This is a genomic window from Glycocaulis sp., from assembly GCF_050485565.1.
Classification (GTDB): Bacteria; Pseudomonadota; Alphaproteobacteria; order Caulobacterales; family Maricaulaceae; genus Glycocaulis.
The window spans coordinates 61,765-75,064 of sequence record NZ_JBJHBQ010000002.1 but is presented as its reverse complement, the minus strand read 5'-3'; the positions used below and the strand labels follow the sequence as shown (position 1 = coordinate 75,064).

The 13,300-nt window shown below is 63.9% G+C and carries 9 protein-coding genes; all 9 read right to left on the bottom strand.

Annotation, left to right across the window (positions count from 1 at the left end; genetic code table 11):
• Window positions 1-2 precede the first annotated feature (2 nt).
• On the bottom strand, window positions 3-1,346 hold the full coding sequence (gene astB, locus ACQ5ID_RS02460) for an N-succinylarginine dihydrolase (RefSeq protein WP_429911150.1): 1,344 nt from the start codon (window positions 1,344-1,346) through the stop codon (window positions 3-5).
• Window positions 1,343-2,797 (bottom strand): succinylglutamate-semialdehyde dehydrogenase, encoded by a 1,455-nt coding sequence (gene astD, locus ACQ5ID_RS02455; RefSeq protein WP_429910893.1) that lies wholly within the window; start codon window positions 2,795-2,797, stop codon window positions 1,343-1,345. Before astD ends, astB begins: the two co-directional genes overlap by 4 nt.
• Window positions 2,794-3,804 carry an arginine N-succinyltransferase gene (locus ACQ5ID_RS02450; RefSeq protein WP_429910892.1) on the bottom strand — a complete coding sequence of 337 codons (1,011 nt, stop codon included), beginning with the start codon at window positions 3,802-3,804 and terminating at the stop codon, window positions 2,794-2,796. The genes astD and ACQ5ID_RS02450 overlap by 4 nt, the downstream gene beginning before the upstream one ends.
• A gap of 18 nt (window positions 3,805-3,822) precedes the next feature.
• A complete protein-coding gene (locus tag ACQ5ID_RS02445; RefSeq protein WP_429910891.1) occupies window positions 3,823-5,082 on the bottom strand; it encodes a hydrolase in 1,260 nt (419 codons plus the stop codon).
• Between the two features lie 33 nt (window positions 5,083-5,115).
• Window positions 5,116-6,408, bottom strand: a complete 1,293-nt coding sequence (locus ACQ5ID_RS02440; RefSeq protein WP_429910890.1) for a cystathionine gamma-synthase family protein — start codon at window positions 6,406-6,408, stop codon at window positions 5,116-5,118.
• Between the two features lie 255 nt (window positions 6,409-6,663).
• Entirely contained in the window at window positions 6,664-7,734 is a 1,071-nt protein-coding gene (locus ACQ5ID_RS02435) for an OmpA family protein (protein ID WP_429910889.1), read from the bottom strand.
• Window positions 7,735-7,889: 155 nt separating this feature from the next.
• The gene (locus tag ACQ5ID_RS02430) at window positions 7,890-9,107 is read right to left on the bottom strand and encodes a CaiB/BaiF CoA transferase family protein (protein ID WP_429910888.1); all 1,218 of its coding nucleotides are present in this window, start codon (window positions 9,105-9,107) and stop codon (window positions 7,890-7,892) included.
• Between the two features lie 13 nt (window positions 9,108-9,120).
• Window positions 9,121-10,956, bottom strand: a complete 1,836-nt coding sequence (locus ACQ5ID_RS02425) for an SLC13 family permease (RefSeq protein WP_429910887.1) — start codon at window positions 10,954-10,956, stop codon at window positions 9,121-9,123.
• Window positions 10,957-11,032: 76 nt separating this feature from the next.
• Entirely contained in the window at window positions 11,033-13,225 is a 2,193-nt protein-coding gene (locus ACQ5ID_RS02420; protein WP_429910886.1) for an alpha/beta fold hydrolase, read from the bottom strand.
• Window positions 13,226-13,300 lie beyond the last annotated feature (75 nt).

Genomic DNA, 13,300 nt, shown 5'->3' with positions numbered 1-13,300 from the left:
GTCTAGGCCCGCTGAAAATCGTAGAAATCGCCGCCCAGACCCATGATGCGCGTGAGCGCATCCAGCGCCGCACGGCTTTCATCCACCAGCGCGGGATCGGTCAGCTCCGTCAGGCTAAGGCTCTCACGGTAATGGGTCTTCGCCCAGTCCGTCAGCGCGGCAAACAGCCGGTCATCGAGCATCACGCCCGGATTTACCGCCTTGAGCTGCGCCGGAGTCAGCACGACACGCAGGCGCAGGCAGGCCGGTCCGCCGCCATTCCTCATCGACTGGCGCACATCGGCAAAGTCCACGCGCCCTATCGGGCCGTTGCCTGCCACCATGCGCTCGCAATAGCGCCGCGTGGAGGCGGTCTCTTCGGTCTCTGTGGGGGCTAGCAAGACCATGCGGTCTTCGCCCGGCCAGCTCAAGAGCTGTGAGTTGAAGATGTAGCTGGTTATCGCATCGCCAATCGGTACATCGGCCTCCGGCACTTCCACGAAGACCGGATCAAACAGCCCCTTGGCCGCCGCGCGGATAGCATCGAGCGTGGCTTCAGTGTCCTCGAATGCCAGCTCGTGGAAAAACAGGACCGGGCCATTGCCGACACACACCACATCATTGTGGAAGGCGCCCGCCTCGATGGCGGCGCGCGACTGGCGCACGATGACGGTGCGTTCAGGGTCCAGCCCGTGGCGGCGGGCAATCGCCTCACACGCCTGCTTGGTCTGGCGGGCCGGAAAGCGCGCCTGCCAGCTTTCAAACGCATCACGCCCATAGACCAGGATTTCCACGCCCGGCGCGCCATGCTCGGCGCACAGGCGCACATGATTGGCCGCACCTTCATCGCCAAAGGCGGCCTGCATCGGCAGCGGGTCATGCACCGCAAACCGGCTGTCATCGGGGAAGATGGCGCGCAAGGCCCGTGCCGTCTGCGGCCCCTCGATGGAGCGATGCAGGGTGGAGAGAAGATTGGCCGCGCTCATATGCAGCCGGCCATCTGCCGTGTCTGCGCTGGGCGAAACAGTGGCCGCATTGGCCGCCCACATCGGACTTGCCGAAGCCATATTGCGCGCCAGCACCGGCGCGCGGCGAAAGGCGCTCTCCCAGACTTGGGCGTCGCTGCCGGTAAAGCCCAGCGCGCGAAGGCCGGGGATGAAGGGGCGCTCATGCGGCGGCAGGAAGCCCTGCACCAGCCCGGCATCGGCAAGGCGTTTCGCCTTGGCCAGCCCCTCCAGCACACCGGCGCGCGGAGCAGCAATATTGCCCGCATTCTTCGCGCTGGCGAGATTACCTTCGGCGAGGCCGGCATAATTATGCGTCGGGCCGACCAGCCCGTCGAAATTGGCTTCCACGGCACTCATCAGATGCCTTTCACCGGCAGGGGCGCAAGCTCAGGCGCGGCCTGTGTCGCGACCGGATAGGCGCAGTAATCCGCCGCATAATACGCGCTGGGGCGCAGATTGCCGGACTGGCCCGGCCCGCCAAACGGCATGGAGGACGCAGCTCCTGTGGTGGGCCGGTTCCAGTTGACGATGCCGGCGCGCGAACCCGCCCAGAAGCCCTTCCACAGAGCCGCATCATCGCTGACCAGCCCTGCAGCAAGGCCATAGGCGGTGTTGTTGGCCACTTTGAGCGCATCCTCAAAGCTCTTCGCCCGGCGCACCTGCAATAGCGGACCGAAGACCTCGTGATCGGGCGTTTCAAGGCCGGTCACATCGATAAGTGAGGGGCTGACAAAGGCGGGGCCGGCATCGAGCCGCTTTGCTTCCAGCAGCACCTTGCCGCCGAGCGAAGCCAGATCAACTTGCGCCTTGATGACGGCATCAGCGGCATGCGGCGTCACCAGCGGCCCCATGAAGGGTTCAGGATTGGTATTCCACGCCCCGATGGTCAGGCGCGCGGCCATGTCCGCAACCGCGCTGACCACCGCATCACCGGATGCGCCCTCCGGCACGATAAGCCTGCGCGCGCACGAGCAGCGCTGGCCCGCGCTGATATAGGCCGAGAGGATGGCGATGCGGGCCGCCGCGTCGGAATCCTTCGCATCCCAGACCACGAGCGGATTATTGCCGCCCATTTCCAGCGCGAGCTGGATGCCGGTGCGCCCGGCAAACTTTCTGTGGATGAAGGCGCCCGTCGTCCAGGAGCCGGTGAAAAGCACGCCGTCGAGCTCCGCATCATCCAGCGCGGCTGCGCCGGTCTCGCGCGCACCCTGAACGAGATTGAGCACGCCTGCGGGCACGCCCGCCGCCTCCCAGCATTCCACCATCAGCGCAGCCGTGGCGGGCGTCAGCTCGGAGGGTTTGAAGACCAGCGTATTGCCTGCCAGCAGCGCAGGTACGATATGGCCATTGGGCAGATGGCCGGGGAAGTTGTACGGCCCCAGCACGAACAACACGCCCAGCGGCTTGTGGTCCAGCACGGCTTCGCCAAACTCGGACGCTTCCACGCGCCGCCCAGCCCGCTCCTCGCGCGCCTTGATCGAAATGGCGATCTTGCCGGCCATCGCGCCAGCCTCGCCTTGCGCTTCCCATAAAGGTTTGCCCGTCTCGCGAGAGATCAGCTCGGCAAACGCATCCTTGCGCTCGACCAGGATCGCGCCGAAGCGCTCCACAATGGCGCGGCGGGTGTCGAAGTCTGTCAGCGCCCAATCGGCAAATGCCGCGCGGGCCGCGGCAAAAGCCGCGCGCACATCGGCCGGGGCGGCAGCATTGCCACTCCACACCGTCTCGCCGCTCGCGGGATCCAGAGAGGCAAAGGCCTCGCCTGCGCCCTTGCCCCATTCGCCGTCGATAAAGAGGCTGTTGCCGCTCATGTATTCACCCATACTCTTGCTGTGTTCCCATCGCCCAGATCGAGCGCGCGCCGCACGTCATCACCCAGCGCGACCGTGTTCTCGCTGACGCGGACCTCGCACCTGACGAGGCGGAAATCATCCATCCGGTCGGTGGAGACCATCGCCTCTACCGTCTCACCGCCGGCCTCGCCGACCGTCAGCACCCGGCTTTCGCGCAGCGTGCGGATACGCTCCACCGGGCAGTCCACCAGCGGGCCGCCATCGAAAATATCGACATAGCGGTGATATTCGAACCCTTCCCACTCCAGCAGCCGCTTTGCGTTCACGCCGTGCGGATGGGTCTTGCCCATCACCTCACGCACGCCCGGCGGCAAGTGATCGAGATAGATCGGATGGGTGGGCATCAAATCGAGAATGAACTGGTTGTCGGTCGAGGCGCTCATCCGGTCGGCCTCGTCAAACGTCATGCGGAAGAAGGGCCGGGTGACGTGGTTGTAGAAAACGGACTCGCCCGCCTCATCGACGACGCCGCGCAATTCTGCCACCACGCGCTCGCCGAACTGCGACCGGTCTGCGCCGATCAGCAGATAGCGTGACTGCGCCATCAGCCGCCCTGCCCCGCGCCCGCGCGCCGCGTCCGACACGAAGAGCGAGCCAACTTCGGTGCAACCGGCAAAATCATTGACCAGCATCATCGCTTCCATGTCGAAACGCTGGCCCGCCTCCTTGGACGCTTGCGCGAAGGTCATGATCTTGAAGTCGAAATACGGCTTCTTGATCCCTACTGCGGCTTTGACCGCCGCCGTGCCGAGCACCTTTCCGCTCTCGGTATCCTCCAGCATCAGCTGATAGGCCGCGTCGGAACGGTCAGGGATTTTCCCGGCAAACGCCTGCTCAGCGCGGCTGAGCTTTTCAGCCAGCGCATCGGCGCTGACGGCCAGGCTGGTAAAGCCCGTCCCGGCCGAGGCAGCCAGTGCGGTAAAGGATGAATGATCCGCGCTACGCGCCGAACGCACCATCAACATGGCCGTATATTCCTGTTCCTAAAGGGCACGGGCGAGCGCCCGCGCCTCGCGGGCATCGAACTCGCCTTTGGCAAATTTCATCAGCATGACCGCCGACAGCTTCGCCTTCTCGGTGAAACTTGAGAGCTTGGCGATCTCCCGGTCTGAATGGATATCAGCGCCGCGAACGCCAAGCGTATCCACATTCGGACAGCCTGATGCCCACAGATTATTGCCCTCGCAGACACCGCCGGTCGGGTTCCATTTCAGGTCCAGGCCGATGGTGCGGCCCGCCTCACGCGTCCATTCAAACATGCGCAGGTTTGCCGGCGTCATCGGCTTGGGCGGGCGGGTAAACCCGCCATGCAGATCGGCCATGATGCCGTCGCGTGTGTTGATCTCGGCTACCGCCTTCTCAAGACCGGAAAGCACCCAGCGCGCATCATCCTCATCACCCACGCGTACATTGAAGCGAACGACGGCCATATCCGGCACCACGTTGGGCGCGCCGCCGCCATCAATGCGCGAGACATTGATCGTCACCGCTTCACGCTGGCCGTTGAGCCCGTCTATCGCCTTGGCGAAGGCCGCCCCGGCGACAATGGCGTTGCGGCCCAGATGATGCTCTCGCCCCGCATGGGCAGCCCGGCCCTTCACCCGCAGGGAGAAATTGCCCGAGCCTTTGCGCGCGCCGGCCAGAGACCCGTCAGCCAGCGCGGGCTCATACGTCATGCCGACATGGGCCTTGGCACCGAGCGCCGCCAGCACCGGGCCGGAGCCGAGCGAGCCGATTTCCTCATCCGGGCTGATAAGCACGTCAAAGCCCAGATCCTTCGCCCACGGGCTGCGCTCTAGCGCCAGCAGGCCATGCAGCATGACCAGAAGCCCGCCCTTCATATCCGCCACGCCGGGACCGTTGAGCGTATCACTGTCCACATCACGGCAGGTCTGGAAGGGGTGATCGGCGGCAAAAACCGTGTCCGAATGACCCGTCAGTACCACGCGCACCGGCGCATCGGGGCGAGCCGAAACTTTCAGCGCGGGCGTGTACTCCACCGGCCTGATCTCGCCATCGGGCTTGACGGTTTCAGATGGCGCCAGTTCGACAGTTTCCATACGGGCGTCGAGCCGTGAGAACGCGTCCTTCAGCTCGGCCTGCATCGCCTCCAGTCCTGCCGCATTGCGGCTGCCCGAATTGATATCCGCCCAGCGCCGGACGGTGGCGATCATGGAATCGCCTTGCCCGTCTATCCAGCCGAGGACGGATTTCTCATCCGCCGATAAGGTAAGCGCGCTCATCTATGCCTGCCCGGTATTCTGCTGCATGCCGTATCAGACGTGTGAAAGCGCCTGCTCGAGATCGGCGATCAGATCGTCTGGATGCTCGATGCCGATGGATACCCGCACCATGCCGGGCGAAAACTTCAGACGCTCGCGCAGGGCCGGATCAACGCCCGAATGGGTGGTCGAGCCGGGATGACAGATAAGCGTCTCGGTGCCGCCAAGGCTGACCGCCAGCTTGATGACCTTGAGCGCATTGAGCATGCGGAAAGCCCCCTCCTGACCATCAACCACGTCGAAGGCGAATGTGGAGCCGTGAAACTCGCCCGACTGGCGCTGATGCACGGTGTGATCGCGTGATCCCGGCTCCAGGAAGCCGAGATAGCGCACCTTCTCCACCTTCGGGTGATCTTTCAGATAGGCAGCGACCTTTGCCGCACCGTCAAACGCGGCCTGCATGCGCAGGGTTACAGTCTCCAGCGAGCGGGCCAGCATCCAGCACGTATTGGGATCGAGATTGGTGCCAATGGCCGACCGCAGCTTGCGCACCGGAGCCATCACTTCGCTCGAACCCATCGCTGCACCGCCAATAAGGTCGGAATGCCCGCCAATATATTTGGTCAGCGAGTAGATGACGAGATCCGCGCCGTGCGCCAGCGGCGACTGGCCGATAGGGCCAAGCACGGTGTTGTCGACGACCACTACCGGGCGATGGCCCTGCCCCTTGGCGATCTCGTCGGCCAGCGTCTTCATCAGCGCCAGATCGACGATCTCGTTGGTCGGGTTGGTCGGGGTCTCGGTATAGATCATCGACACGCGCCCGCGCTCCATCGCGGCTTCGGCCTGTGCGCGGATTTCGTCGTCGGGCGCGCCCGCAACGAAGTCCTCCATCGCGATACCGTAATTGGGCATGATATTGCGGATCAGCGTCTCGGTGCCGCCATAGAGCGGGGTCGATTGCAGCACCACATCGCCCGCCTTGGCAAAGGCCAGCAGGACTGTGGAAATCGCGCCCATGCCGGAGGAGAAGACACACGCCTCCTCCGCGCCATCAAACAGGGTCAGCCGGTCTTCGAGCACTTCCACATTGGGATTGTTGAAGCGCGAATACATCAGGCCCGGTGCGGCCGGATCACCGTCCACCGCGCGTCCGCCCATCACGCGGAAGAAGGCCGCGCCCTCTTCCGCACTCGAAAACACGAAGGTCGAGGTCTGGAAGATGGGCGGCTTGATCGCGCCTTCAGAGAGCTTGGCGTCAAAGCCATAGCTCATCATCAGGGTTTCCGGCCGCAAGGGCCGGTTGCCCAGGGCGCGCTTACGATAGGGGGTTTCGGGTTTGCTCATCTGAGGGCCTTTTCAAATTCGGTTGGTGTCATGTCGCGGCGCAATTGCGCACGGCGCACAGGAAAGCAGGTATCCCGCCCGGCCATGACGTCATGGCCCTGTCTTGCGCCGTGGCGGCAGGCGGGTCAACCCGGCGCGAAGACGCTGCGCCAGCGCAGCAAAGGATTACTGGCCAGCGGGGCCTTGGCGCAAAGAAGAACGGCCCGGTGAAAACACCGGGCCGTCCATCAGGCATTCAGACTATGGAGCGTGCGACTAGCGCAGATCCATCGTCACTTCCGCACGACGGTTGAGCGGCTCGCGCACACCGTCACGGGTTTGAACAGCCAGTTGGGTCTGACCAAACGCGTTCAGAGAGATCGAACCCGTCGGGACGCCCAGACGAACCATCTCGTCACGAACCGCGCGGGCGCGGCGCTCGGAGAGGCCCTGGTTGTAGGTGGCCGAACCAGACGTGTCGGTGTGACCGTCGATCTGGACGCTGGCCACGCCGCAGTTGCGGGCGTTGTTGACAGCGTTGTTGACCACTTGACGGGCTTGATCCGTCAGGTTGGCACGATCCCACTCGAAGTACACCACGAACTGCGCGTCTTCGCATGCCGGCGGAGGCGGCGGCGGAGGCGGCGGAGGAGGCGGAGGCGGCGGGGGCGGCGGGGGCGGAGGCGGCGCGGGCGGAGCGGCAAACAGATAACGCAGGCCGATCCAAGCCTCGTGGCCACGCAGCGAACCAACGCTACCATTGCCGTAGGAGGTGGAGCCGTAACCGAAATAGCGATACTCGGTATCGAGCATCACGTTGTCGGAGAGCACCCAGCCGATACCGGCCAGGAGGTGGTAGCCCAGAGCGCTGTCATCGCCACGGATTTCAACCGGGACAGACCCAGGCACGACCGTACCCGTGCTGACGCCAACGGCGGAGAAGTGCGAACGCACATAACCGAGACCCGCGCCGACATACGGACGATACCAGTCAGAACCGGCAAAGTCGTAGATGGCAGACGCCATCAGCGACCAGGCGTGAACAGAGCTGGTGCTCTCTTCAAAGTTGCCCATGGCACCGGTCTGGTTGAAGCGGTGAGCCAGCTCACCCTCAAAGCGCCAGTTGTTGGGACCTTGATAGCCAAGCGCGAGCGCTTCGCGGAAATTGCTTTTGCCGCTGATTTGACGGCTCGGATTGGCCGTGAACTCAGGGCTGGTGACATTGGCATCGCCAGGAGCGCCATAACCAAGAGCACCGCGGACGTACCAGCCTTCCTGAGCTGCCGCTACGGACGGCAGAGCAAGAAAGGCACCGACAGCAGCAGCTGTAAGAAGCCTATTTTTCATAATTCCCCCTCCGGACGCGGAATACGTCCTTCGTTGAGCGTGATGTACAAAGCGCCGTTTGGACGCACGAAACAGCCGGAACCCGGCGCTTCTGCTAATGGATTAGCGGATTTCTAACGAAGATGCCAGTGCTTCGGTTCCAAAAAGAATACCGCTCACGCCAGTATTCCGCGTTCTTTCAGCCCTGCAATGTCAGTTTGTGACATCGCGAGGCGTTCTTGCAACACTTGGAGCGTGTGCTCTGCGAATCGTGGCGGGGCCTTGTCATATCGCGGCGGCGTCGCCGCCAGACGCATCGGATTTGCCACCAGCGTCGCCGTTCCCGACCCCGTAACATCCATTGCGAATGTCAGCTCGCGCGCCAGCGCCTGTGGCTCTGAAAACACACTGTCGAGCCCTTGAATCGGTCCGCACGGTATCCCTGCAGCGTCGAGCGCAGCGCGCCAGTCGTCACTGGACCGGCTGCGCATGATGCGGGCGATTTCGCCGCACAACTCTTCGCGGTATTCGACGCGGGCCGCGTTGCGCGCATAGCGCGGATCATCGGCCCATTGCGGGCATCCCAGCACGCCGGCAAAGGCGCGGAACTGCCTGTCAGCGCCGACCGCGACCGCAATGCGGCCATCCGCAGTCGGAAAATCCTGATAGGGAACAATATTGGGGTGCCGGTTCCCCATCCGGCCCGGCACCTTGCCGCCGACAAGGAAATTACACGCCTGATTGGCCAGCATGGCCGCCTGCACGTCGAACAGGGCCATGTCGATATACTGCCCGCCCTTGCCCTGATCGCGTGCGACAAGAGCGGCGAGTATCGCACCAGCGGCATAGACACCGGTGAACAGGTCAACGATCGGCACACCAACCTTCACCGGTGCATCCTCACCCGTCACGCTCATCAACCCGCCCATCGCCTGGATCAGAAAATCATAACCGGGCAGGTGCGCATTCGGGCCGGTCTGACCAAATCCCGTCACCGAGCAGTACACAATAGAGGGATTGTCAGCTTTGAGCGTTTCGTAATCCAGACCAAAGCGCTTCAATCCTCCGGTCTTGTAGTTTTCAATCACGACATCGCTTTGCGCGGCGAGCTTGCGGATGATCGCCTGCCCCTCAGGCTCGCGCAGATTGACCGCGATGGAGCGCTTGTTGCGGTTGGCGCACAGATAATAGGCGGCATCGCCCTGCCCGCTGGCTTCGTCGGGCATGAAGGGCGGCCCCCAGCCGCGCGTATCATCCCCGCCATCAGGATTTTCCACCTTGATGACGTCCGCGCCCAGATCGCCCAGTATCTGGGCGCACCACGGGCCTGCCAGCACGCGCGAAAGGTCGAGCACCTTGATATGGGACAGTGCGCCGTCGGTCTTTTCAGTCATGGGTTTTCGTTTCTCACAAAGGCCATACAAGAAGGATCATGGGTACGCCCACCGCCACGACGACGACTTCCAGCGGCAGGCCAAGCCGCCAGTAATCGCCAAAGCGGAACCCGCCAGGCCCCAGGATAAGCGTGTTGTTCTGGTGGCCGATCGGCGTCAGGAAGGCGCACGAAGCCCCCACGGCCACGGCCATCAGGAACGGGTCGGGACTGACTCCCATGGCGGCAGCAAGGCTGATCGCGACGGGACACATCACCGCCGCAGTCGCGGCATTATTCATGAAGTCCGACAGCGTCATCGTGACCACCAGAATGATCGCCAGCACCAGAACCGGCCCGGCCTGCCCGGTGAGGGACAGGAGCTGATCGGCCAGAAATCCGGCAGCGCCCGTAGTTTCCAGCGCTCCGGCAACCGGAAGGAGCGCGCCCAGCAACACGATGACCGGCCAGTCGACATTGTCGTAAACATTGCGCAGCGGAATGATCCGCAGCACCATCACAGCCAGCACGCTGGCGGCAAATGCCAGGGCGGCGGGCAGCGTTCCGGTTGCCGCCAGCGCCACAGCGCCGCCCATGATGACGGCAGCGGCAATCGCCTTGCGGGCGTCGGGCAGGCGCAAAGGCCGTTCTGCCAGCGGCACACACCCCATGTGAGAGGCAAATTCTGCCAGCGCCTCCTGGCTGCCCTGCAAGAGCAGTACGTCGCCCTCTTTCAGCTTCATCGTGCGCAGACGCGCCCGCGAATGCGTGGCATTGCGCGAAACCGCCAGCAGATTGACCTGAAAGCGGGTGCGCAGGCGGATATTGCTGGCCGAGCGCCCGGCAAGCGCCGAACCGGGCGATATCGCATACTCGGCAAGGTGAACTTCATCAGCATGGACAATGCGCCGGCGGTCGCCGGGCGCTGCCTCTTCGGGCTGGACGGTCTCGTCTGCGTCTTCCTCGTCCTCAGGGACCGTGGAGGCTTCTTCTTCAAGCTGCAGGCCCAGCGCCGACAGCGCCGATGTCAGCCCCTCCGGATCCGCCTCGATGACAAGCAGGTCTCCGGCCTTCACCTTGCGGTTGGCATGGGGAGAGGGATAGCGGGTCTCGTCGCGGATGAGGGCCAGAACCTTCGCACTGGCTTCATCCAGCTTGGCCTGAAGCTCGCGCAGCGTCTTGCCGTTGGCCGAGCTGTCATCGAGCACGCGGGCCTCGGTAAGATAGCTGCCCGTCTCGAAGCCTTCCGCTGACGGAGAATGACGGCGCGGCACCAGCAGCCATGACAATGCGAACACGAAGAGAATACCTGCGCCCGCCACCGCCAACCCCACGGGCGCAAAGTCGAACATGGCGAACGGCCCGGGACCGGCCTCTGCCCGAAAGCCCGACACGATCAGGTTGGGCGGGGTTCCGATAAGCGTTGTCATGCCCCCCAGGATCGACGCGAAAGAGAGCGGCATCAGCAGGCGTCCCGGCGGCAGTCCCTGCTTGCGCGCGATCTGCAACGCTATGGGCATGAGCAGGGCCAGTGCGCCGACATTGTTCATGAACGCCGACAGGAAGGCGGCCAGCACCGACAGCGATATCAGCATCACCGCCGGGGGCGCGTTTTTCGGCAGCACGGTGCGCGCGATCACATCCACCGTCCCGGCCGATTGCAGCGCGCCGGACAGGATCAGCACGCACGCCACGGTAACGACGGCCGGATGACCGAACCCGGCAAAGGCATCCCCTGCAGGCACGAGGCCCAGCAGGACACAGGCCACCAGAGCCGCCAGCGCCACCACATCATGGCGCAGCCTTCCCGAAAGGAAGAGCGCCATCGTGGCAGCAAGTACTATTCCCAGAAGTATGATCGGCAGGGCCATTTGGGGTTCACCCACAGGTGCGCGCTTAAGTCCATGACGTCATGGACTTAAGCGCGCCGCCCTGCAAGGGGCCGGACTAGAAAGGTGTCAGGTCTGCCATCGCGGCAAAGATTGCCAGCGAAACCGCTGCCAGCCCTGTCAGGACTATTCCGCCCAGCGTGCCGATGGCCATGCGCCCTGAAGACAGGCGTGCACCGGCCACCAGGAACAGAGCCGCCAGACCCGCAAGCCCGCCCAGCAATATGGCCCAAGCGCCTATCCGGGCCGGACCGGCAAACCCGGCGATCAGCAGGATCGGGGATATCTCGCTGGTATGCCAGGCGGCATAGCCAAGCACCGCAAGACCGCCAACGCCAAGCGCCGCTGCAACAACGCTGGCCGCCCGCGCGCCGCCGGTATTGGCAGACGCGTTGCGGTCAATACGGCGCAGAACGAATGCCACCGGGAACACGATCAGCGCGATACCGAGCAGGAGCGCAGAGATGCCGCCCCATGCGAGGAAAGCGATGAAGCTTTCCGGCTCTTCTTCCACGCCCACAATCGCGCGAGCTACAAAGCGCGATGTCATCGGAATGACGAAGGACGGTTCGCCATTGGCTGTTTCCACACACGAAATGTCCAGCTCGGCAGACGGATCGTCGAAAAACGCCACCATGACCTCGGCCGTACACTCGTCCGAACGGGTAGGCCCGTGCCCGGCGAACGGCACTTCGAGATACTGGCCATTGGTAAAGCCCGGCATGATCTGGCGGGCAAGATCAGGCGGCGTGACCGGATCCCACGCCCCGTTCACGATAAGTGACGGGCCGTCAAAGCTGACAGGCATATAGTCTGCCCGGTCGCGCAGCCCCATCCCGTACTGCTCGCACAGGGCCTGACTGGCCGCCGCGCCCTCAACAGAACCGATGAGGCCGGCAAGCCCCGGCACCTCGCCCATGTCTTCGGCGATCACCTGCGCACTCTGCCAAGTGTAACCATCATTGCAGGAAATGGCCGCATTCATGCCCGGGGAGAAATCCCCGCCGACTAGGTCTCCGCCGCCGCCCAGCGCAATGGCGGTGAACACCGTCTCGTCGCGGCGCTCGGCCGCGCGCACCATCGCGTTCAGAACAGCGGCCAGTCCCGGATAGGTGCTCTGCTCATACATCATCATGAAGGGCGCAAAGGCGATGGCCTGGCCACCAACGCTCACTTCGCCGCCGGGGAAGACTTCCGTGTCGGACACCGTCACGACAACCGGATTTTCCTGCAGCGAGGCGATAGCCGCATAGGTGCGCGCCTCCAGATCCGGATAGGCGCGGGCACAGGCCGCATCGCCCTCACACGTCGTCACGATGTGCTCCAGTACGCGCGCCGCCCAGCGGTGAATGCGCATCAGGTTTTCCAGATCGTTGGGAACGATGGCATCCAGCACCAGCGCGCGAATACCCTCCGCGTCGACACGCGTCAGCATCTGGCCCAGATGGGAGCCATAGGAAATGCCCCAGACATTCCAGCTTTCATAGCCCAGCGCCTCACGCAGCGCGCGCACATCGCGGGCATTTTCCACCGTGTTGTAGGCCGACAAATCCACGCCCTCGGCCAGCGCGCGCTCAAAGCAGCGGGCAAGACGGCGGCGCTCGAACTCTTCCTGCTCGGCCGTGTTGCGGGCAACGTTCAGCGCAGGCTCTTCAAGAGAATAAAGCGGGCAGAAATCACCCGATTGCGTGATGCCGCGCTGCTGCAGGATGTACACATCGCGCGTCTCGGTGGCCGCATGATCGACAAAGCGCTCCACATAGCTCGGCACACCGACGCCCGGCCCGCCGGTCAGATAGATAATGGGGTCGGCCAGCGGCTCGTAGGCCTCCTCCTCGCCATCATCTGGCTCGTCACCGTCTTCATCTTCCGGCCCGCGCGCGTGGATTTTCACGTACAGAAGCTGGATGACGCGGCTGGTCTCGGCCTCACGGTTTTCGCGCACGGCCAGCAGCCCGCAGCTTATCTGGCCCGGCTCATAGTCAATGGTGTCGCGGAAGGGACAGATGACGGGGACGGTATCGCCTTCGGCAAGATTATGGAGGGTCGGTGCGGGCAGGCTTTCCAGCAGGGAGGACGCCGCCTCTTCAGGCGCAGGCGCTTCGTCGGCCGCCTCTTCTGATCCCGCCTCCTGGCCAGCCGTTTGCGCGTCTGCAGGCGGATCAAGCTCCTCCTGCGAAGCCCAGCCAGCTGCCGAAACACCGAAAATGAGCGTCAGCGCCGCCAGAGCGCCCTGCCAGTCGCGAACCATCTTATTCCCCCATCGCGTGCGCCGCGCCCTCACTGACCGGCGTTAACCACCCGCCACACTAGCGCAAGCAAGACG